Origin of the sequence: Lacticaseibacillus parahuelsenbergensis (assembly GCF_030770265.1) — a bacterium.
In the GTDB taxonomy this organism is placed as follows: Bacteria; Bacillota; Bacilli; order Lactobacillales; family Lactobacillaceae; genus Lacticaseibacillus; species Lacticaseibacillus casei.
Genome location: NZ_CP132482.1, coordinates 333,950 through 355,566, shown reverse-complemented (window position 1 = coordinate 355,566; position 21,617 = coordinate 333,950). Strand labels below are relative to the sequence as shown.

Sequence of the window (21,617 nt, the reverse complement as noted above, 5' to 3'; positions counted from 1 at the left end):
TGTTGGGATTTTAGGACATGCACAATGCGTTCACCGACGCAAGAGTCGGCGAACTCTCAGAATGGAGAATTAAAAATGAAAAAAACGACCCTCACCGTGATTGGCGGTGTCATTGCCGCCGTGGTCATTATCGGCGGCGGCTTTGGCTTTTATCACTGGTATCAAGCCAAGTCTGAAGCTGATGCGGTTCAGGCCACGGCCCAAACGTATACGCAAGCATTTGCCAAGCGCCAATATACCAAGGCCGTCAAGCAAGTCGATACCAAGCACCTTTCCGGACCGGGCTGGGATTATACGCCTAAAACATTGGTTGCCCGCAATCAGGCCGTTTTCGATCGGGTTGGTGCCAGCAACATTAAAATCAGTAAAGTGACCACCAAGAAGCAGGATGCCAAGAGTTACAAAATGACGTTTGATGCCACCATGAATACCAAAGTTGGCAAACTGAACACCCAGCATTATGATGCGTCCATTGTCAAATCCGGCAACAAGTGGCTGATACGCTGGGATCCGAGTCTGCTTTTCCCTTCTATGTATGGCAAGGACACGGTGCAACTTGATGTCACTGCCGCCACGCGCGGCCAGATTCTCGATCGCAACGACCAACCGCTCGCTAAGAACGGCGATGTGACGCAAGCTGGACTTGTTCCGGGCAAGTTGGGCAGCGGCGACGAGCGCACGGCTAATCTCGAGAAAATTGCCGCAGCGTGGAACGTGAAGGTGACCAGCCTCGAAACGTTACTCAAGCAATCCTGGGTCACCGATGACACGTTTGTCCCGGTCAAAGTCGTCACCGACTCACCGACATTAACCGGTGCTGCCTATCAGACAATCGGTTCCCGCACTTATCCATTGGGCGAAGCCGCCGCGCAGTTGATCGGCTACGTCGGCACGGCAACTGCGGAAGATATCCGCAAAGATCCGACCCTGACTGCCAACAGCAAAATCGGCAAAACCGGTTTAGAACAACTTTATGACAAGCAACTGCGCGGAACCGATGGCGGCACTATTTCGATTCAAAACGGCAACAACGTTCACCCACTTTTAAGCAAAAAAGCCGTGAACGGTAAGAATCTAAAGCTGACCATCGATGCCAACCAGCAGAAAACGGCTTACGCCCAACTCGTCGGCAAATCTGGCAGCGTGGTGACCATGAACCCGAAAAATGGCGAACTGCTGACGCTGGCCAGTGCGCCTAGCTATGACCCGAACGCGTTCGTCAACGGGATCAGCCAGACCGATTACGATAAGTACGCCAACAATCAATCCTTGCCATTCCTCAGTCGCTTCGCCCAGCGTTACGCTCCGGGTTCAACGTTCAAGATGTTGACAGCAGCCATCGCCTTGCAAAACAAGACGATTACGCCAGACACAACCAAGTCAATTTCCGGTCTCAAGTGGCAGAAAGATTCCTCTTGGGGTGACTACAAGGTGACGCGGACCGTCGATGCTTCGCCTGAGAATATGACGCAAGCCTTAGTCAACTCCGACAACATCTGGTTCGCCCAAGTCGCTTTGAAAATGGGCGCTTCAGCTTACCTCAAAGGTCTCGAACCACTTTTCAAGACCCAGGCCGACTTACCACTGACGATGAAAAAAGCCCAGATCTCCAACTCCGGCAAGCTCGCTTCCGAAACACTTTTAGCCGATACGGCTTACGGTCAAGGACAACTGCTCCTGTCGCCGATCGAACAGGCAGCCATGTACAGTGCGATCGCAAACGGCGGTACCATGCAGCAACCGACCCTCATCCAAGACACCAAAGGCAAACGTACCAGCGTCTTGCAGGCCAACGCGGCTAACACCGTCAAAACGGCCTTAACCCACGTCGTTTCCGATCCAACCGGCACGGCGCATGATCTTGCCATCGACGGCCACACCATTGCCGCCAAAACCGGCACCGCCGAACTCAAGCAAAAGCAAGATACCGATGGCAAAGAAAATGGCTTCCTAGTTGCTATGGATGCCGACAAGAACAGCTATCTGACCGTCGCGCTGATTGAAGGTACTGGTAGCGGCGAAGTTGTGACTGTCATGAAACCTTATGTTGCCAGTCTGTATTAATTGAATGTCTGTTTCACCCACTTAAAAATCGCGCCGATTTCTCACTAGTGATGAGAGATCGACGCGTTTTTTCGTTCCATGATTTGCCCTTAATAAATTATTTATGCTCGTTCAATGCCGCCTTAACATCATCCCCCAGCGGAATCGACGGGAACGCCCCCAACTTCTGAACCGTAAACGAACTGGCCATGCTGGCATAGGTAGCGGCTTCGACAATATTTTTGAGATCGCTCTGCAGGACGCTGGCCAAGGCACCGATAAACGTGTCGCCGGCCGCGGTGGTGTCAACGGCCTTCACTTTAAAAGCTGGCACAATGCTTGCTTGACCATCCAGTGAAATGAACGCACCCTTCGAGCCCAATGTGATGATCACACCGCGAATACCCAGTTCATGATAATACGCCGCCGAGGCTCGCATGCTGGCTTCGTCTGTCACCGGGATGCCCGTGATCAGTTCACTTTCGGTTTCATTCGGTATGATGAGATCCACATTTTTCAGCAATGTTAACGGTAAGTCTTTTTGCGCCGGTGCCGGATTTAAAATGGTCACCTTTCCGGCCGCTTTGGCAATCTTGAACGCTTCTGCAGTTGCTTCCACGGGAGTCTCCAACTCGGCAACTACAAAATCGGCGGTTTGAATCAAGGTTGCCGCTTTTTGCACATCGATTGGCGTGAGATCGAAATTAGCCCCATGCTGAATGATAATGGAATTTTGTCCGGACGCTTGCAGCAAAATATAAGCTTGTCCGGTTTGCTCGCCGCTAGTTGTGGTTACGTATTGCGTATCGATTTGATTTTTGACCAATTCACCGCGCATAAAGGCTGCATTAGCATCGTCACCGACCCGACCGATGAAACTGGTTTTAGCACCAGATCGCGCCGCCGCAACGGCCTGGTTAGCACCTTTGCCGCCAGCCGCCTGAGAAAAGGCGTCCATCTCCATGGTTTCGCCAGGCTTTGGCAGCCGCTGAATGTGCAAAATAGCATCGACATTGATACTGCCGATAATAACAACATGATTAGGCATCGTTTTTCTTCCTCCGAAATTTGTCTAAAGTGTAACATAGCGCGTCGACCCGCGCTTAACCAGCTTCACCGGCAATTCAACCGTATTGCGCGTATTGTGCTCGCCACTCATCTGCGCCACCAGCAGCTCAACAGCTTGCTGGCCCAGTTGGTCAATCGGTTGCGCCAGCGTGGTTAAGCCTGGGGTCATGAACCGGGCTTGCGTGACATCATCGAATCCGACAACCGCGTAATCTTCCGGAATCCGTTTGTGCTGCTCGTACAAACCGCGGTAAACACCACTGGCAACATCATCATTAATCGCAATAATTGCCGTGGCGTCGGTTTTGACAATTTGCGCGACTGCCTGCCGTCCACCTTCCGGATCGAAGCTGCTACGAAAAACCAACGCTTGATCAAAAGTAACGCCATGGGTCGCAAAGGCTTGCTGATACCCGGCAAGGCGATCCTGCAAGTTGATGGTCAGCCGTTGTGGCAACACCAGCGCAATTCGCCGATGGCCCAGCTGCAACAAATGATCCGCAACCAAAAAGCCTGCATGGCGCTCGTCAATCCGAATACTATCGCCAGTCATCAACGTGGTCGCCTGATCCGTAAACACCATTGGCAGACTGAGTTGATGACCCACTTTTTGAACAATTTCCTGCGAAGCCTCTGGTGCGGCCAAAATCAATCCCCGCTGCGTCCCGCCAAGAAACTGACGAATGAAGTAATCAACATTTTCATGGAACCCGTTGATGGAAAAGATCTGCGGAAACAAGCCACGTGGGATCGCCGCCTTTTCGACACTGACCACAAAGCTGGCGAAGAAGGGGTTCATCATGTCCGGGATTACCACGCCAATTGAGTTGCCGCGCTTGCCGACCAAACCACGAGCAAATAAATCCGGTTCATAGCCCAGTGCCTCCTTAGCTGCCAGTACCCGTTTGCGTGACGCTTCGCTGAACCGCGCACCTTTGCCATTCAAAATTTGCGAAACAGTTGTCACCGAAAGCCCAGTTTCTTTGGCGACATCAGTAATTGAGACCTTTTTCTTCATAACATCCACGACCCTGCCTGCATCTTTAGGTAAAACGTTTTACTTAACTTTGCGAATCAAGCTTAACGCGATTATGGAAGCGCTGTCAATTAAAAGAATTCGATTTTTATGAAACAAAATAGGAGAATGTGAGCATGATTAACTTTATTGACGTGTTCTTCTGCTACACCTGAAAGTTAAAAGTGTATCCATGTCGTTAGCGGTGCAAAATAGCTAGTTTAATCATCTTAATTAACCCAGTGTCTCGTTAGCAAACACAAACTGTTACATAACAGTCAACGTCCAAAGTTCGTGATTTTTAAGTAATATGTGTGAAACTTTTTTTCTATACCAAAAATTTTGACGACATAAAAAATGAACCATCACCCTTATCTTCCTGGATGATGGTTCATCGTTGATATTAAAAATTATCTAGTCTCACTCATGCGCACTTTATCGCTTAACTTCGCCCAGTGATTGGTCGGTCCGTGGCCATGACCAACGAAAATACCTTGGCTGATGGCACCTTGAAGGAAGGCTTTAGCCGTTACGATGGCACTTTTTAATGGCTGACCCTTGGCTAATTCCGCGGCAATGCATGCCGAGAACGTGTCGCCGGTGCCGTGGGTATTGGCCGTGGCGATTCGTGGCGCGCTGAGCCAAAAACTGCTGCCATCCTCAAGCAAAATATAGTCGGCCGCCTGCTCATCTTCGCTGCGATGGCCTCCTTTGATGATGACATTTTTGACGCCGAGCTGCTGAATGGTCTGCGCCGCTGTGATCGTGTCGGCATTCGTTTTTATCGGCCGTCCCACGATGATCTCAGCTTCCGGCAAGTTAGGCGTCACCACATCGGCTAGTGGTAGTAGCTTACTTTTGATCGTTGCAACGGCCGCTGGTTCAAGCAGCGTCGCCCCACCCTTGGCAACTATGACGGGATCGACGATTAGCGGTCCGAAGTCGACTTGCTGCAGATTGTGGACGACCGCCTCAACATGTTCACTGTCAGCAAGCATCCCGGTTTTGGCGGCTTTAATAGCAAAATCCGCATCTAGTGACTGAAACTGCGCATCAATAAAGTAGGTGGGAATCGGCAAGCTAGCCTGAACGCCGTACGTGTTCTGTGCCGTGAGTGCCACCACAATGTTCATTCCAAAAACATGGCGGGCCTGAAACGTCTTCAGATCGGCCTGCATGCCGGCACCGCCGCCGGAGTCCGATCCGGCAATGGTTACGACTTGAGGGGTGCGATTGACGCTACCCATGTCACAACACCTCTTTCAGTTTCCGGTTGATTGCGCGAACTTTCTGGGCCGTGTCCGGTGCCTGCATGATTTCACTGACAATCGCCACGCCGGCAATGCCTGTATTTTTGAAGATGTCGAGGTTACTTTCTTTAATGCCGCCAATCGCTACTACCGGAATCGGCACTGATTCCGTGATGGTCTTGAGCGTCTCGATGCTAAGTACCGGCGAGTCCGGCTTGGTTGGGGTTGGGAAAATCGCCCCAACACCGAGATAATCCGCGCCTGCCGCCGCAGCAGCCGTGGCCGTGGCCAGCGTCTTGGTCGAAACTCCCAGAATTTTATCCGGTCCGATCAGCTTGCGGGTCACTGCCACCGGCAATTCGTCATCGCCAATGTGTACCCCTGCTGCATCAACCGCCAAGGCAATGTCCACGCGATCATCAATCATCAGCGGAATGTGGTAGTGGTCAGTGATCGTCTTAACTTTCTCGGCCAACGCGTAATAATCACGGGTTTTCAACTGCTTCTCCCGCAGCTGAACCATGGTAACGCCATTTTCACACGCCGCGGTAATCTTGGCTAAAAACGCTGCCTGCGACTCATCATAGCGGTGTGTCACTAAATAAAGTTTGAGGTCTTCTGGTTTCATAGTGCTTCTCCTTTCACCATTTTTACCCAATCCGCTTGATCAGCCAACAACGACAATTGATCCAACGTCTTTTCCCTGAACGAAGCGATGCCGCCTGCCGTATTTTGGGCCGCGGCCACCTCAGCGCAGCAGTTGAAATAGCTAACGGTTAAAACAACCGCCTCATCGTTCGACAGGCCGATGCCCAGCAAGGCTGCAGTCAACGCACCGACAATATCGCCGGTACCGGTAAACCGATCCAGTTGCGGCACCCCATTTTCCAAGCGCCATTGACCTTTCGCACTGACAACTAAATCCGTCTCCCCCGTTGCCAAAAATGTCGTGTTCGGGAATCGCTCGGTCAGTTCCTGCAAGGCCTTCGTTAATTCGGCAAGCGCCGTCACACTTTGATCCAGCTGACTGCCATCAACGCCGCGGCCGGTACTTTTCAAACCGGCAAAACGGCGCACTTCGGAAATGTTGCCTTTGATCACATTCGGGTGATTTTGCAATAGCTGCTGGCCGATGTCGTAGCGCAATTGCGTCGCTGCCACCCCGACAAGATCCACCACAGCCGGCTTATGCGTTTCTGCGGCATAACGTCCCGCCGCCAACAGACTATCTTTGCGTTCAGGGGAAATGTGGCCTAAATTCAGCAATAACGCATCGATTTGGGTGAAAAGTTCCGGAAACTCTTCCGGAAGATCAGCCATCACCGGCTTGGCATCGATATACAACAGCGCGTTGGCCATCGATTCGATCGTCACGGGATTGGTGATGCAGTCTACCAGTGGCGACGACTTTAAGGGAAAAGTGGTTTTAAATGCATCTGCGAATACTTCGGTAATTGATTGTGTCATGGGTTTTGCTCCTCCTATTTTGGTTGACGATAATGCGCTCACTCGCGCCGGCTCACGCTCCACCATAACGCGTTCGCCGGCGCAGGAGTCTGCGTGTAAGGACCTTGGGCGCAATGGCAAAGAGCGCCATCACGCCCAAGGCCACTTACACTCCGACTCCTAAGCGCGCCGGCTCACGCTCAAAAAATTTTTTGCAACCGGTTCATAAAGCCGTTGCGGTCTAGTTCATATAAGACAAATAACGCAATGAGCGATCCGGAAATGGATCCGCCGAAGAACCGTGGCGTGTATACAAACCAGTAAAGGGACTGACTGCTGCCGGTGAACCAAACCATCACCGGATACGACAGCAGCGAACCGATCAAACCGGTGCCCAGAATCTCGCCAGCAGCGGCCCACCATTTTTTCCGGCCGAAGCGGTAACCAATGCCGGCTAAGAATGCCCCGAAAACCGCACCGGTTAAGGCCAGTGGCGGAATTCCTAGCAGCGTCATCCGTAAAATGGCGCAGGCAAAGGCCATCACCGTGGCGTATAGCGGTCCCATCACAACGGCAGCGACCACGTTGACCACGCTTGACATCGGTGCCATCCCTTCAATCCGAAACAACGGCGACAACACAACATCCAATGCAATCATCATGGCTAACATGGCCAGCCGTTTAACGCGGTTTTGCCCCATCGGCGATCCTCCCTTTTGGCCATGCTTCCAAGCGATAGGCCATCTCCCAAAAACTGTATTCCATCTGTGAACTGATCTTAAAAGCGGCAATCATCTGTTGTTGTTCGGCTGGTGTGCTGTGCTCGTAAAGCCGATCAACCAGTGCGACTGCTGCCTGCTGGTCATCAGCATTTTCATCGCTGCTATAGGTTTCGATCCAGCGCTGGTAAATCGGGACTGGTGACTGGCGCTGCGCCAAATATTGCCCGACTTCCTGATAAAGCCATGGACACGGCAGCATCCCCGCAATCGCAACATGCGGCGTGCCTTCGACTAACTGGCGGTACATGTGCGAAACGTAATGATACGCGGTCGGGGCAATCGCCGTCGCCGCCACTTCGTCATCAGTAATCGCCAAGGTTTCAAAAAAATCCTGCCGCACTGCCAACTCGCCTGCTGCCAAGCCGGCAGCAGACTGCTCCGCGTATGTTTTCAATTCAGGTTCTTGAGCCTGCTCCGCAATCAATGCGTACAAATGGCTAAAGTGTTTCAAATAATACGCATCCTGAATCAGGTAAAACCGAAAAATCGTCGGATCAAGCGTCCCATCCTGTAACTCAGTCAGAAACGGATGCGACAGACTCCCTTCCCAATAAGGCACGACCTGTTGCCGTGCAATTTCTGAAAATTTCATTTTTCATCCTCTCGTTAATCAATGTTCTTGTCCGTATCGCGGGCTTTTCACCTCATGAGCATAACAACAGCTATCGAACCAAGACATTCAACAGCAGAAACAGTGCCGCTGCCGCCACCAAGCCGCGGCGTGAACTAATGATCGCGCGGCGCACATTTCGTTTGGCGCCTTCGGTATAACCATGGGCATACATGGCTTTGACGTACTGGTCTTGCCACAACATGGCGACAAAAATCACCTTGACGTAAATCATGGGTGACCACGGATGCAGCTTTTGCCCGCGCAATAGACTGGCTTCACGAATCGCCGCAACCTCATGCATGATTTGCGGCAAGGCATGAATGACAACCAGCAAGCCGTAGACAAAATTAGGCGACAGCTTATGTTGTTCCAGCCACAGCAGCAACGCCTCTAGATCGACACCGATCAGAAACACCAACCCCAGCGCGGTGAAAGCATAAGTCCGCACAAACAGTAACAACGCGTAGGACGTATCCGTACCGTGTAAGGTGATCGCCCAGTATGTGCTCGCCGCCGGTATCATTGGGAGCAACGCTAAAACAACCAGACTTTTAAATGCGCGTCGCCACAGCAGAAAGCCAGTAGCTAAGCCAATCAGCGCCAAGTCAAGTTTCACCGAATGACTAAACGATATTTCAAGCGTCAAAAGCAGTATCAGCAAACTCAGATTCAGCGCATTCGTCTTCTTTGGTAACATCACTTCACTCCCCAAGAACCGCCAAGTGTTGATCAGCCAGTTGAACATGCTGTTGACTCACGCCTGCCAACGGAGCAAGCCGATGGGTCACAATCAAGAAGGCTTCCTCAGCTGCTTTTTCCTTAATCCACGCGGTGAAAAATGCACACGCGCGCTCGTCCAATCCGCTGAACGGCTCGTCTAACAGTAAAAAGGCCCGGTCCAAGCTCAACATGGCAATCAATTGAATCATTTTCTTTTGCCCGTCGCTCAAGTGATACAGGCTGCCGGATTGCTTCTCCGTCAATCCCAGATAGTCGAGCGCCGCTTGTTGGCGTTCGCGAACTTCCGCCGTGAGCGGAGCACCGAACTTTAATTCATCCGCAGGCGTCAGCGTCACAAATTGCTTCGTGGCATCTTGCACCGCCAGCGTCATCGTCTGGAACAATCGCTGTCTGCGCCGCAAGCGCCGTTCACCGAGAAACATGCGACCTTGATAAGGATGCAGTTGCACCATGGCCCGCAACAACGTCGACTTACCGCTGCCATTAGCGCCAGTCAGGGTCGTGATGCCGGTATTAAAATGCCATTCAGCCGCATGGATCAACACCCGGCGATTCTGGGCACAAACCACCTGATCAAGGTGAAGTAAAGGAGTCGTGGCTGCATCGGTTTTCGTTAAATGAAAATGAGTCGGGATTGTGGTGAGTGTTGCTAATGGCAAGCGGGTCAGCTGTCCCTTTTCCAACGACACAAGCTCATCGGCAACGCCGGCATAATCGCTCAAGTCGTGATCAGCAATCACAATTGTTTTCCCCGCATCGCGTAATTTACCCAGCTTGGTGATGAGTTGCTGCCGACTAGCCGGATCAATGCTGGCAAACGGCTCATCTAACAACAAAACCGGCGCATCCATCGCCAGCAAAACCGTTAAGGCCGCACGCTGCTTTTCGCCACCGGAAAGTGTCTGTAAGTCCCGATCCAAAAAGTCATCTGTTTCGCCCAGTGCGACCGCCTGCCGGATTTGTTTCGCCATCACATCAGCCGGCAAGTCGAGATTTTCCAAAGCGAAATTAAGTTCACCGCGTAAGGTTCGCATGGTAAATTGCTGATCAGGATTCTGAAACAACATCCCCACACGGCTTGCTTTCGTTTGCATAGACGCGTTGCGATTATCCTGCCCATCCACCAAGATCGTGCCTTCATAAGCCAGTGGCGCAAATCCGGCAATCAAGTTGAGTAAGGTCGACTTTCCACTGCCACTGTCACCGGTCAACACAGTCATCGCGCCCGTTGCAAATTCGAAATCAAGGCCATCAAACAATGGCCCATCCCGCTGAAATCGCAATTTTTTGAGTTCAATTCCCATCATTTACGACCTGCCAGCCAGTCGCTTGGCACCAGCGGCTTGGTCATAAAGTTTCATCACCAGTTGAACCAAAACAACGCCGAAGAAAATAACCGACAGCAAGCGCACCGTCACCAGAGCCAGAATCATACCCAGACTGTATGCGCCGTAACCCAGCTTGAAGTACTCATAGGCAAAACTGAAAACCGTCGTCCCAACTGCGGCCAAAAGCAGACTCACTGTGTCATAGCGCCGATAACGGGTCACAATGAATCCCGCCTCACTACCCAAGCCTTGAACAAAACCGGACAGCAAGACAGCCGGGCCAAAGTAGGATCCATAGAGCATCTCCGCCAGCGCCGCCAAACATTCACCTAAAATCGAACTGCCTTTCTTTTTCAGCAACATGGCGGTCATCGGTGCTGCCATTACCCACATACCAAACAGAATTTCGTTGGCAAACGGCGCATAACCGATTGGCGTCAATGCCGCTGCCAACAACGCGTAAATCGCATCGGCACCCATAAAGACGCCGCCAAACAGAAAGGCCAGAAATGCCAGTAAGACAACATCGCGCAACGACCATTTGTCCATAAAAATAACCCCCATTTCTTCAAATAAAGACAAACGGGGGCCAGGCATGATCAATCCATCATTTCGAAGCTTACTTGTGTCTCATGTTGGCTCACCCGCCAAGTCAAAAAGCGCGGTGGCTCACCATAACGCGATCGCCAGTGTAGAAGTCTGCGTGTAAGGACCTCAAGCCTAAATGGCCAAAGCCCAGACGCAATGGTGCGATTTTTACGCGGGGAATTTGTTCTATTTTGGGCACATGCGGAGTCTGACTGCCGCGTTCTATAACGCGCTCACAGTCGCAGAAATCTACGTGTAAGGACCTTGAAGCCCAAATGGCCAAAGTCCAGCCATTTGGACTTCAAGGCCACTTACACTCCGATTTCTAAGCGCTCCTGTTCGCGCTCAACCAAAAAGGACCCGTCACCAAATCATCGGCGGGGTCCATGAAATCACAAATAATCATCAAAAAACGATTGATCTTAACGACATTTCCCTGCGACAGTACTAACTGCATCAGGTTCCATGGGTATCATCTCAGCTTTTACAGCACCCCAAATGTTTCTATTCGATTGTAACGGCAGTATATCACTTTTTATTTGGAAGCGCTACAGGAAAGAACTGATGAATAGCGCCAACTTCTTGGTCAAGCCTGCTTGGTAACAAAAAATACCGAACCCAGTGATGGTGCACTTTACGCCGTTATGCCTTGATGCAGGCTCACTGGCAGCAAATAATTCGGGTCTAGGTCAGCCTTGTGATCGTTGATCCTTGTCAGTAACAGGTCGACTAGCAGTTTTGAGATGTCGTCCAACGGTTGAACAATCGTTGTCAGCGCTGGGTAATAATTTTGAATGAAGCGAGTGCCGTCATAGCCGATCAGTTTTAGGTCATCCGGAACGCGGATGCCCATAGCCAAGGCCAGCTGATGGATCTGCATGGCGGTCAGATCATCGGTGCAGAAAATTCCGTCATACTGCCCACCGGCCAATAAGTGCTGAATCTCCGTGCGGCGAATGGCCGCGGCAGTCTCAAACGGGATCGCCACGGTCGCGGGTTCGATTCCATGGGCAGCAAAGTAATCGTGAAAACCTTGTGACCGAGCATTTGTCGGTGAATTCGGCAATTCCTTACCGGTGATGATTAGCGGGGCTTGCACGCCATTGGCTGACAAGACCGATGCGGCCAAGCGCCCACCCTGGGCATTGTCGGAACTGACGATCGGAATGGTCGGAGCCAGATTGCGATCAAAGCTGACGATCGGTAGCCGGTACGCTTTATATTCCGGAATATTTTCATTGTGCGCTCCGGCAATGATACCGTCGACCTGATTGGCTGCCAGCAGGCGCAGGTACTCGCGCTCCTTTTCCGGATCATTGGCGCTGTTGCATAAGATTGCCTTATACCCGCGCTCGAACAGCAGATTCTCGAGTCGGGAGACCAGCTCACCGAAGAATGGGTGACTGACGTCGTAGAAGATCAATCCAATGAGATGCGGTGACTTGCCCTGTAGCGAGCGAGCCAAAGTATTCGGCCGATAATTCAGCTGATTCATGGCGGCATGAACCGCCTTTTTCGTTTTATCACTGATGGCACCGTAATTATTGATCACGCGGGAAACCGTGGTCGGCGACACTCCAGCCAATTTGGCGACATCTTCAAGTTTAACGGTCATAGTTTGGTATTACCCCTTTTTAGATTCCACGCTTGACACATACTGACGGCATCGGCGTTGGTGATCGCAGCTTGGGCTGAGGCGATAACGCGTCGCTGTGTTCCATCTGGTCGGTGCATTTTTCTGCCACCCTTGTGCGGTGTCATTGCGCCCCAATCTGTTTGTCACGATTAGCTTTATCATAACTGAAAGCGGTTGATTGTCAATCGAAAAACATTTTTAAAACGCTAAGCCTAATGAAGTCTCTCAACAATAAAGAATTAAATTGTCAAACGCTTGACAATTTGTCGAAAGCGCTTTATATTTTAACCGTCGCAAAACCGATATTATTTTTTAGCCCATTAACCGCTTTCCTGAGGAGGACCTTTTATGAAACATGCTGACGTTGCCAAACGGATCTTGCAAGATATTGGCAAGGATAACATCCAGGCCGCTGCCCATTGTGCGACCCGGCTGCGCCTTGTTCTTAAAGACAGCAAGGCGATCAACCAGAAGGCGCTGGACGATGATCCCGACGTAAAAGGCACGTTCGAGACTGGCGGCCAGTTTCAGATCATCATCGGTCCCGGCGATGTCGATAAGGTTTATGACGCCTTGATTGGCATTACCGGCCTAAAGGAAGCCACCACGGACGATATCAAAAAGATCGCAGCCACTGCCGGCAAACCGAATCCCTTCACCAGTTTCCTAAAGATGCTATCGGATATCTTCATCCCAATCGTGCCGGCATTGGTCGCCGGCGGGCTGCTGATGGCGTTATACAACGTTTTGAGCTCACCGGGTTTGTTCATGAGTCGGTCAGTCGTACAGGCGGTGCCGAATCTGAAGGGACTGGCTGACATGGTTAACACTATGGCCAGCGCCCCATTCACCTTCCTGCCAATCCTACTGGGCTTCTCAGCAACCAAGCGTTTTGGCGGCAACCAGTACCTTGGCGCCACCATTGGGATGATCATGGTTCTGCCGACCTTGGTTAACGGTTACCAAGTGGCCGCCGTCACTGCCGCTGGGAAAATGACCTATTGGAACATCTTCGGGTTACATGTGGCTCAAGCTGGCTATCAAGGTCAGGTTCTGCCCGTCCTCGGGGTCGCATTTTTGCTGGCGACGATCGAGAAGTTCCTGCACAAACACCTCAAGGGTGCGGTCGACTTCACCTTTACACCGCTGCTGTCGATCATCGTCACCGGTTTTCTGACCTTTGTGGTCGTCGGTCCCGTACTGCGAGCCGTTTCTGATTTTCTGACGAATGGTCTGGTTGGCTTGTATAATGCGACTGGTTGGTTTGGCATGGCAATATTCGGGGTCTTCTACTCTGCAATTGTCGTCACCGGGCTGCATCAAACCTTCCCGGCGATTGAAACCACGCTCATTGCTGCCAAGGCAACGACTGGTGGTTCCTTCATTTTTCCAGTCGCATCAATGGCTAACATCGCGCAAGGCGGTGCAGCGGCTGCTGTGTTCTTCGCATCTAAGGATAGCAAGCAGCGCGCTTTGGCTTCAAGCTCCAGCATCTCCGCCTTGCTCGGAATCACCGAACCGGCAATATTCGGGGTCAACTTGAAACTGCGCTTCCCATTCTACTGTGCCGCGATCGCTTCCGGTATTGCCAGCGCTATTCTCGGCCTCTTCCACGTCCTTGCCTGGGCGATGGGCAGCGCCGGTGTTCTTGGCTTCATCTCGATCGCACCGAAATCTATTGTGGCCTTTCTACTAGCCGCAGTCATTAGTTTGGTGACCTCCTTCGTCATGACTTTCATCGTTGCCAAACGCGTTTTGAAAAATGAACCCGAAGAAGCACCCGTAGATCCGACCACCGGTGAAGAAACACAAGCAGATACTGTCATTGCCGCCCCAGTCGCCGGCACCACCGAACCAATCACTCAGGTTAACGACAAGGTCTTTTCAGCTGAGATCATGGGCAAAGGGATCGCCATTAAACCCGCTAGCGATGAGGTCCATTCACCAGTCACCGGCACGGTAACCGTCGCCTATCCGACTCACCACGCTTATGGCATTAAGGCTGATGACGGTGCTGAGGTGCTCATCCACCTTGGCATCGATACCGTCGACCTCAAAGGCCAGTATTTCACCAGCAAGGTCAGCCAAGGCGACCATGTGAACACTGGCGACCTGCTGGGAACCTTCGATTACCAAGCCATTGCCAATGCCGGCTATGACACCACCGTCATGGTTGTTATCACCAACACGAATGACTATGCCAGCGTTGAACCAGTCACGACGCCAACGGTCAAGCCCGGTGACCACCTCGTTGCGCTGACCGCACGCAACAGTGACAACGCCGTGGCAACTGACCTGTAACGTCAACTACCCAGTCGATTCACTTTTCACCCATTCTTTGAAGTTTAGCCATTCACCGTTAAAGCACGCCTCAAAGACTCGGCCCCAAAACAACCATCTTTGTACCATCGTTGAAAGGAGTTCCACTCTCATGCTCGGAGCAATCGAAGCTGGCGGCACAAAGTTTGTGTGTGCCATCTCAGAAAACGGTATCGACATCATCGACCAGGAAACTTTTCCGACGACAACGCCGGACGAGACCATCGCCCAAGTGATCGGTTATTTCAAGACACACTCCGCGGACCGGATCGGTCTTGCTTCATTTGGCCCAATTGACGTCAACCGTAAGTCGGATCAATACGGTTACATTACCAAGACCCCTAAAGCCGGATGGCAGTTTTTTGACATTCTTGGTACCTTACAGAAACATTTTCCTGACACCAAGTTTGCTTTCACCACCGATGTCAACGCCGCAGCATATGGCGAACTCAAGGCCGGCGCTGGCAAAGGCTTGAACGACCTCGTCTATTGGACTGTTGGTACTGGTGTTGGTGCTGGCATCGTGCAAAACGGTCAGCTGCTGCAGGGCTACAGCCATCCTGAGGCGGGACACATCATCCTGCGCCGCCACCCAGACGACACATTTGCTGGTAATTGCCCATTTCACGGCGACTGTCTGGAAGGTATGACCAGCGGACCGGCGCTCCAGAAACACTGGGGCAAACCCGCCAAGGATCTGCCGGCCGATCATCCGGCCTGGGATTTAGAGGCTTACTACCTCGCCCAGGCATGTGTCGACCTGACCCTGACCGTTGCCCCAGAGAAGATTGTCTTCGGTGGCGGGGTCATGCACCAGCAACAACTTTTCCCTAAAATCCGTGATCAGTTTAACCGGTTGTTGAACAATTATGTAACCGTCCCGCCGCTTGACAGCTACATCGTCCCGATCAATCTGGCGGATAATGCCGGTGCGATTGGTGCCTTCCTGCTTGCCCAAAGCGCCTAAACTCACACCAAAGGAATCGAATCGCCTTAACGGTGCAACGACCAAAGTTTGCTCAGATACAGTGGTCGCCTATACGCTGGTCTTACTAGCTAATTACCAAAGTCTTTGATGTCCGCAGATTGCCAAACGGACAAACTGATTTTAGATGGCCCAATATTGCTTTTAAAAACGTTGCCGTAGCAGATTCGAAATCTGCATGATATAATAAAAACGTCCAGAGGACCTGGTGTGCTAGCACCAAACCCCTTGGAATGCTATTTAACAGCAGCTCATTTAAGACTACAAAATAGCCGTTAATTCGCTAGCTAGGCGTGACGGCTATTTTGTGTTATTACGGTCAATCAGCACAATGACTAATGCTACCAAGGCAAGAATAAAACTACTTCTTTCTCTTTGGTCTTCACTGTTGCACTTAATTTGACAATTCAGGGTTCATTTTTCAGAGTACCGATATGGCAGATCAGCAATCTACATGATATAATAAAGACGTACAAAGAGCTTGGTGCGGGAACACCAAGCTCTCTGGAATGCTATTTAACAGCAGCTCGTTTAAAGCTACAAAATAGCCGTCAATTCGCTACCGAGGCGTGACGGCTATTTTGTGTTATTCCTGTCAATTAGCACAATGACCAACGCCAGTAAGGCAAGAATGAAACTGCCGAACTGAAGCATCAAGTCAAGTGCGTCTTTGACTGGCACAAGTCTACTCCTTTCTTCAGGATTGTGAGGTACTATAGTTCTAAAACCATAGTGATCACCCTCTTTCAGATGGTGTAGCTGCCGTCGCGTAGCATCCTGAATTTATTGTAACATGTGCTTAGTTGACGTTGTTAATGCTTTTTAAAATACTAATTGTTATTATTTAATTCTTGTCGAATACTTGTAAAAGTTTAAAACCCTGCTGTAGCGCATTTGGAATCTGCATGATATAATAAAAGCGTACAAAGGGCTCGGTGCGTGAACACCAAGCCCCTTGGAATGCCATTTAACGGCAGCTCATATTAGACTAGCAAAAAATAGTCGTCAATTCGCTTGCCAGGCGTGACGGCTATTTTTTGCGGTCCCGTTCGGTTAGCACGATGACTAATGCCAGTAGGGCAAGAATGAAACTGCCAAACTGGAGCATCAGCTCAAGTGCATCCTTTACGGACAAAAATGCTACTCCTTTCTACAGATTTGCGATGCACTACAGTCCTAAAACCATAGCTATCACCCTCTTTCGAAGTTCGTAGCTGCCGTCGCGTAGCATTCTGAATTTATCGTAACATGAGGCTGATTAGAATAGAAACCGCTTTTTAGAATAGCATTAGTTATTATTAAACGTTTGTTAAGCGGCTTCAGGAACGTCATATCACTATTGATGATTCTTTAACCGCATGCTATTATATCCATACAAAAGAGTTCGGTGCGTCAACACCAGCTCCTTTAAAATGCTATTTAACAGCAGCTCATTTTAGACTACAAAATAGCCGCCAATTCGCTACCTGGGCGAGACGGCTATTTTGGGTTATTCCGGTCAATTAGCACAATGACTAATGCCAGCAGGGCAAGAATAAAACTGCCAAACTGAAACATTCAGTCAAGTGCATCTTTCACAACTAAGAAACTACTCCTTTCTTTAGGATTGTGACGTACTAAGGTTCTAAAACCAAAGTCATTACCTTCTTTCGAAGAATGCAGCTGCTGGTTTCATAGCATACAAACAGCCCATCATGCCGCACAGTTTCTATGTGCAAGATGATGGGCTGTTTATTTTCACTTAATGATCACTTCAGATAAGCCGTCTTGAAGTCATACGGTGTCCCGTTAGGATTGAACGACAATCCCTTCACGTTTGACCGTAACAACTGCAGGTTATCAGCTTGATATAGCGGCAAAGTGCCTTGATCCTTCATCAAGATCTTTTCGGCGTCTTGCAACATGGTCCAGCGCTTTTGCGGATCGTTGCCGTACTTGGTTTCGGTTTCGCTTAGCAGCTGATCCAACTTGGTATCTTTGTAGCCTGATGAATTGTAACTGGAGTCGCTGATCCAGACGTCCAAGAAGTTGTAGGCGTCAGCAAAAATCGACTGCCACCCTGTCACCACCATGTCGTAGTTGCCGGCGTTCATGGCTTGCAGTCGCTGCGCCTTCGGAATGCTCTTGATCGTGACTTTGACATGCGGCAGGTTTTCAAACGCACCTTGCAGATATTCGGCAACCTGCTTGGAAACATCTGTATCATCGGCTAGCAGCGTTAAGTTCAACTGACTCTGGCCCGATTCTTTCATGCCTTCTTCAAACAACTTCTTGGCCTTGGTTTTGTCATATGCCACCGCACTTTTCACCTGCGTTGTCTTGGCAAAGTCCGCGCCAGTTTTTTGATTGGTATGCAGACCGACTGGAATGAAGCCCAGCGCTGGTTTAGAGCCATCTTTCAAAACATTCTTGGTCAGCGCAGTGCGGTTAATCATCATGGAAAAGGCTTGGCGCACTTTAAGGTTCTTGAACGCAGGAACCTGTTTTTGATTCAGATCGACCCGGGTCATATTGGAAGACAATCGCTTAATCGCATCTTTGTCATTAAGATGGGCGGCGGCCTGCTCGCCGGTCAACACGATTGAATCCAACTTCTTGGTTTGATAAAGGTTCATCCCGGTTTGGACATCCTTGATGACCGTTTCGTTAACCTTAGCCAGTTTAACGTGCTTCTTATCCCAGTACTGCGGATTTTTGGCAAGTGTCCAGCTATCACCGGTACCATTCCACTTCGTCAACTTGAACGGACCACTGTAAACCTGTGTGGTTGCCGAAGTGCCATACTTTTTTCCATATTTTTCAACCACTTTTTGATTCTGCGGATAATACAGCGGGAACGCCAACAGCTTCTTGAAGTAAGCGGTCGGATTTTCCAGCGTGATGGTCAAATGGTGGCTATCGGTGGCTTTGATGCCAAGATCGGATGCCGGCTTAGTGCCTTTGGTGATGGCCGTGGCATTTTTCACTGGTGCAAAGTAGAATGCGTCGGTGGCTTTGGTCTTAGGATCCACGGTGCGTTGCCAACTATACACGAAGTCCTGCGCCCTAATTGGATCGCCATTGCTCCATTTGGCATTGCGCAAGGTGACGTGGTAAGTCATGCCATCTTTACTGGTCGTGACCTTTTTAGCCAGTGCCAACTGTGGCTTTTGCCCTTTGTCGGTTAACCGGTAAATTCCTTCCTGCGTGTTGTTCAGGACCTGAAAAGAAACGGTATCCGTTGATTGTGAAGGATCATTCGTCACAATTGCAGATGTTTCTGACCAATTGAGCGTTTGATTGGTACTTGATTGCCCACTTTGACCACTGCTGCTTGATGAGCAACCGGCGGCCAAAAGGACGAGTGCGGCAGATGGCAACGCCAAAAGCCATTTTTTTGACCTAAACATATGTATCCCTCCAAGTAATTCTCAAATTGCGCTATTGACAAAATACTAAGCCAGATTCAAACTGATTGCAATGCAATGTTAATATTTTTCTCATCGAAAAGGCAGGGATTCTCATTGACGATTGACCTTGATTTAGCGCAAATACAGGCAGACTTTATCCGTTATGCAAAAATTAACACCCGCTCTTATCCGGGACGCGACACGACCCCCTCGACGCCGGGCCAAACAGAATTGGCCAAGTTACTGGTCCAGCAGTTGCAACACTTAGGGCTACAGGATGTCGGCTTAAATGCAAAAAACGGTTTCGTAACGGCCACATTGCCGGCTAACACCGACAAGCCGGTCAAAAGTTTTGGCATCATCGCTCATTTGGACACGGCGGATTACAATGCCGAAAACGTGCAGCCTCAAGTCCATCCGCACTACGATGGCAGCCCGATTGAATTTGCTAATGGGTTGCGGTTGACCGTTGAGCAGTTTCCAGCGTTGAAACAGTATTTTGGTCAAACGCTTATTACCAGCGATGGCACAACTTTGTTAGGCGTTGATGACAAAGCTGGCATCGCCGGTGCGGTTGCGACGGCGCGGTATTTGCTGGCTCATCCGGAAATTAAACATGGCCTCATCAAGTTTGGTTTTGGACCGGACGAGGAGATCGGTGTCGGTGCCGATAAATTTGACGCCAAGGGTTTTGCGACTGATTTTGCCTACACGCTGGATAACGGCGATCCCGGGCAAATCGAATACGAAACCTTCAACGCTGCGCAAGCCACGGTGACAATTGAAGGTACCTCGGTTCATCCCGGGGAAGCCAAGGGACTGATGGTGAACGCCAACACGCTTGGCCGCCAGCTCGATGCTGCCTTGCCCGCTTTTGACCGTCCGGAATTCAGTGCCGGTCACGAAGGCTACTTCTTGCTCTTGAAGTTCCATGGCGAAATCAGCGAAGCCCAACTGACTTACATTATTCGCGACTTCGATCACCAACAGTTCGAGGCTCGCAAAGCATACTTCAACAAGGTCGTGGACGAACTTAATGCCCAGTTTGAGCAACCACGCCTCAAAGTGACGATGTACGACCAGTATTACAACATGGCCGACATCATCAACAAGGACCCTTACCCGCTCCGCTTAGCTGAAGCTGGGATCAAGGCGGCCGGACTCATCCCTAAAACCGTTCCGTTCCGCGGTGGGACAGACGGCTCAAAAATTACTTATCAAGGTATTCCGACACCCAACCTGTTCAACGGCGGTATCAATTTCCACGGTCCCTATGAGGTTGTCTCCACAGAGGCCATGGGTAAAATTGCCGAGACGTTGATTCAAATGGCGCAGTTAAACGCTGATGGGACGGTGGCTTAAAGAGCCATGCAGCATGACCCTCGCGATGATTTTGCGGCTGGCGACGCTGGTTTCTGTCCTAAAATCGTATGTTTTAATCGAAACGAAGACGACCAACTTTCCTCGGACTGCAAGCACATGCAGTTCTGTGAGAAGCTGGTCGTCTTTACTTTGGAAATAACGCTTTTGATTCAATCCAATCTAATTTTCAATAAAGTCCAATAATCTAGCACAGTTTCATCAGATTAAGCTTGACTTAACATGCTCACCCAATGTATTGGCAATCTTCTGAGGGGACAGATTTGCGTATGGGTCCATCAGTTAAGAACCTCCATCAACTTAAAAATATCACTCCTGGGATATAGTTGTTCCTTAAGTTCCTTGAGTTTACGATACGACTCAACGCTGTTGCCGTATTCATACATATAATTATTAATGGCTTCTTTGCGGATATATGGCGCGACATCTGCACGCTCCCAAAATTCAAGAATCGTTCTTTCTACCGAGTAAACTGGCACAATTCCCATGTTGGGGGTTTCGACGGTTGTAATCCCCGGAAAATACCGGTCAGAGACATAATAAATTGGCACAACCCCATGTTCCGCTAAACGAGGATTCCGGTATCCATGCGGAAAAGCCATGATAAATCGGTCAGGGAGCTGATCGGTTAGGCCATGCAAAAATAAGGCCGTATCTAACGCAAAGATGCCTTTAGTGTATCGTTGGGACAGAACCGCAAAGTCATCCCATGTATAGCCATCTTGGACGTAAACACCACGCTCTTCACGCGAGATACGACCAACATTGACAGCATTTTTAAGCATTGATGAGGAAATGCCATAACGGCGTGCCGTACCACTGACAAAGGTGTGATACTTTTTTAACAGCGCGTCAAGCCCTTTAATGTCGTTCATGTTCGTCCGCCCTTTTTTGTCCTTATATACGTCAAAATAATCATATGACGTTTATAAGAACAAATCAACTAAAAAGCACTGAGCGTCTACAACTGAGCAAACCTTTCGCTCACTTTCTAAGCGACTGCCACAACCCCGCCATTTTTGCCATGCCAATCC

General features: G+C 50.2%; 20 protein-coding genes and 1 riboswitch. Of the genes, 4 read left to right on the top strand and 16 right to left on the bottom strand.

Translation table 11 applies throughout. From position 1 onward, the window contains the following. The first annotated feature begins 75 nt into the window (after positions 1 to 75). Positions 76 to 2,064 (top strand): penicillin-binding protein PBP4(5), encoded by a 1,989-nt coding sequence (pbp4, locus tag LACPH_RS01630; RefSeq protein ID WP_274784277.1) that lies wholly within the window; start codon positions 76 to 78, stop codon positions 2,062 to 2,064. 97 nt (positions 2,065 to 2,161) lie between these two features. On the opposite strand, the gene rbsK is transcribed toward pbp4, so the two are convergent. The 11 genes from rbsK to LACPH_RS01575 form a co-directional block, all read right to left on the bottom strand. Continuing rightward, positions 2,162 to 3,091: a ribokinase gene (gene rbsK / locus LACPH_RS01625; protein WP_306387185.1), complete on the bottom strand. Its 930-nt coding sequence runs from the start codon at positions 3,089 to 3,091 to the stop codon at positions 2,162 to 2,164. Between the two features lie 24 nt (positions 3,092 to 3,115). Then, entirely contained in the window at positions 3,116 to 4,129 is a 1,014-nt protein-coding gene (gene rbsR / locus LACPH_RS01620) for a ribose utilization transcriptional repressor RbsR (protein WP_306387183.1), read from the bottom strand. 407 nt (positions 4,130 to 4,536) lie between these two features. Next, positions 4,537 to 5,373, bottom strand: coding sequence for a bifunctional hydroxymethylpyrimidine kinase/phosphomethylpyrimidine kinase (gene thiD / locus LACPH_RS01615; RefSeq protein WP_306387182.1), 837 nt, complete (start codon positions 5,371 to 5,373; stop codon positions 4,537 to 4,539). Position 5,374: 1 nt separating this feature from the next. Then, positions 5,375 to 6,004, bottom strand: coding sequence for a thiamine phosphate synthase (gene thiE, locus LACPH_RS01610; RefSeq protein ID WP_274784273.1), 630 nt, complete (start codon positions 6,002 to 6,004; stop codon positions 5,375 to 5,377). Next, complete coding sequence (thiM, locus tag LACPH_RS01605; RefSeq protein WP_274784272.1) at positions 6,001 to 6,843, bottom strand: hydroxyethylthiazole kinase; 843 nt, start codon at positions 6,841 to 6,843, stop codon at positions 6,001 to 6,003. Before thiM ends, thiE begins: the two co-directional genes overlap by 4 nt. Before the next feature lie 179 nt (positions 6,844 to 7,022). Beyond that, the gene (gene thiW, locus LACPH_RS01600; protein ID WP_274784271.1) at positions 7,023 to 7,523 is read right to left on the bottom strand and encodes an energy coupling factor transporter S component ThiW; all 501 of its coding nucleotides are present in this window, start codon (positions 7,521 to 7,523) and stop codon (positions 7,023 to 7,025) included. Then, on the bottom strand, positions 7,504 to 8,196 hold the full coding sequence (gene tenA / locus LACPH_RS01595; protein ID WP_274784270.1) for a thiaminase II: 693 nt from the start codon (positions 8,194 to 8,196) through the stop codon (positions 7,504 to 7,506). Before tenA ends, thiW begins: the two co-directional genes overlap by 20 nt. Positions 8,197 to 8,266: 70 nt before the next feature. Further along, a complete protein-coding gene (locus LACPH_RS01590) occupies positions 8,267 to 8,914 on the bottom strand; it encodes an energy-coupling factor transporter transmembrane component T (RefSeq protein WP_274784269.1) in 648 nt (215 codons plus the stop codon). Positions 8,915 to 8,918: 4 nt separating this feature from the next. Further along, the gene (locus LACPH_RS01585; protein WP_274784311.1) at positions 8,919 to 10,262 is read right to left on the bottom strand and encodes an ABC transporter ATP-binding protein; all 1,344 of its coding nucleotides are present in this window, start codon (positions 10,260 to 10,262) and stop codon (positions 8,919 to 8,921) included. Between the two features lie 3 nt (positions 10,263 to 10,265). Then, on the bottom strand, positions 10,266 to 10,835 hold the full coding sequence (locus tag LACPH_RS01580; RefSeq protein WP_274784268.1) for an ECF transporter S component: 570 nt from the start codon (positions 10,833 to 10,835) through the stop codon (positions 10,266 to 10,268). Between the two features lie 455 nt (positions 10,836 to 11,290). Further along, positions 11,291 to 11,381, bottom strand: a riboswitch (TPP riboswitch). A gap of 127 nt (positions 11,382 to 11,508) precedes the next feature. Continuing rightward, positions 11,509 to 12,489 carry a LacI family DNA-binding transcriptional regulator gene (locus LACPH_RS01575; RefSeq protein ID WP_087911445.1) on the bottom strand — a complete coding sequence of 327 codons (981 nt, stop codon included), beginning with the start codon at positions 12,487 to 12,489 and terminating at the stop codon, positions 11,509 to 11,511. 369 nt (positions 12,490 to 12,858) lie between these two features. Between LACPH_RS01575 and LACPH_RS01570 the strand changes: the two genes are divergently transcribed. Both LACPH_RS01570 and LACPH_RS01565 read left to right on the top strand, forming a co-directional pair. Next, complete coding sequence (locus LACPH_RS01570; protein WP_306387180.1) at positions 12,859 to 14,811, top strand: sucrose-specific PTS transporter subunit IIBC; 1,953 nt, start codon at positions 12,859 to 12,861, stop codon at positions 14,809 to 14,811. Positions 14,812 to 14,941: 130 nt separating this feature from the next. After that, a complete protein-coding gene (locus LACPH_RS01565) occupies positions 14,942 to 15,796 on the top strand; it encodes an ROK family protein (protein WP_274784266.1) in 855 nt (284 codons plus the stop codon). Between the two features lie 594 nt (positions 15,797 to 16,390). Here LACPH_RS01565 and LACPH_RS14260 read toward each other — a convergent pair. The 4 genes from LACPH_RS14260 to LACPH_RS01555 form a co-directional block, all read right to left on the bottom strand. Continuing rightward, on the bottom strand, positions 16,391 to 16,495 hold the full coding sequence (locus LACPH_RS14260) for a putative holin-like toxin (RefSeq protein ID WP_049170536.1): 105 nt from the start codon (positions 16,493 to 16,495) through the stop codon (positions 16,391 to 16,393). Positions 16,496 to 16,844: 349 nt separating this feature from the next. After that, positions 16,845 to 16,949: a putative holin-like toxin gene (locus tag LACPH_RS01560; protein ID WP_049170534.1), complete on the bottom strand. Its 105-nt coding sequence runs from the start codon at positions 16,947 to 16,949 to the stop codon at positions 16,845 to 16,847. A gap of 344 nt (positions 16,950 to 17,293) precedes the next feature. Then, positions 17,294 to 17,371, bottom strand: coding sequence for a putative holin-like toxin (locus LACPH_RS14255; protein WP_225423737.1), 78 nt, complete (start codon positions 17,369 to 17,371; stop codon positions 17,294 to 17,296). A 191-nt stretch (positions 17,372 to 17,562) separates the two neighbouring features. Next, positions 17,563 to 19,203, bottom strand: a complete 1,641-nt coding sequence (locus LACPH_RS01555; protein WP_274784265.1) for a peptide ABC transporter substrate-binding protein — start codon at positions 19,201 to 19,203, stop codon at positions 17,563 to 17,565. Between the two features lie 114 nt (positions 19,204 to 19,317). Between LACPH_RS01555 and pepT the strand changes: the two genes are divergently transcribed. Next, positions 19,318 to 20,565 (top strand): peptidase T, encoded by a 1,248-nt coding sequence (gene pepT, locus LACPH_RS01550; RefSeq protein WP_274784264.1) that lies wholly within the window; start codon positions 19,318 to 19,320, stop codon positions 20,563 to 20,565. Between the two features lie 296 nt (positions 20,566 to 20,861). On the opposite strand, the gene LACPH_RS01545 is transcribed toward pepT, so the two are convergent. Next, on the bottom strand, positions 20,862 to 21,458 hold the full coding sequence (locus tag LACPH_RS01545) for a type IV toxin-antitoxin system AbiEi family antitoxin domain-containing protein (protein WP_274784263.1): 597 nt from the start codon (positions 21,456 to 21,458) through the stop codon (positions 20,862 to 20,864). Between the last annotated feature and the right edge of the window lie 159 nt (positions 21,459 to 21,617).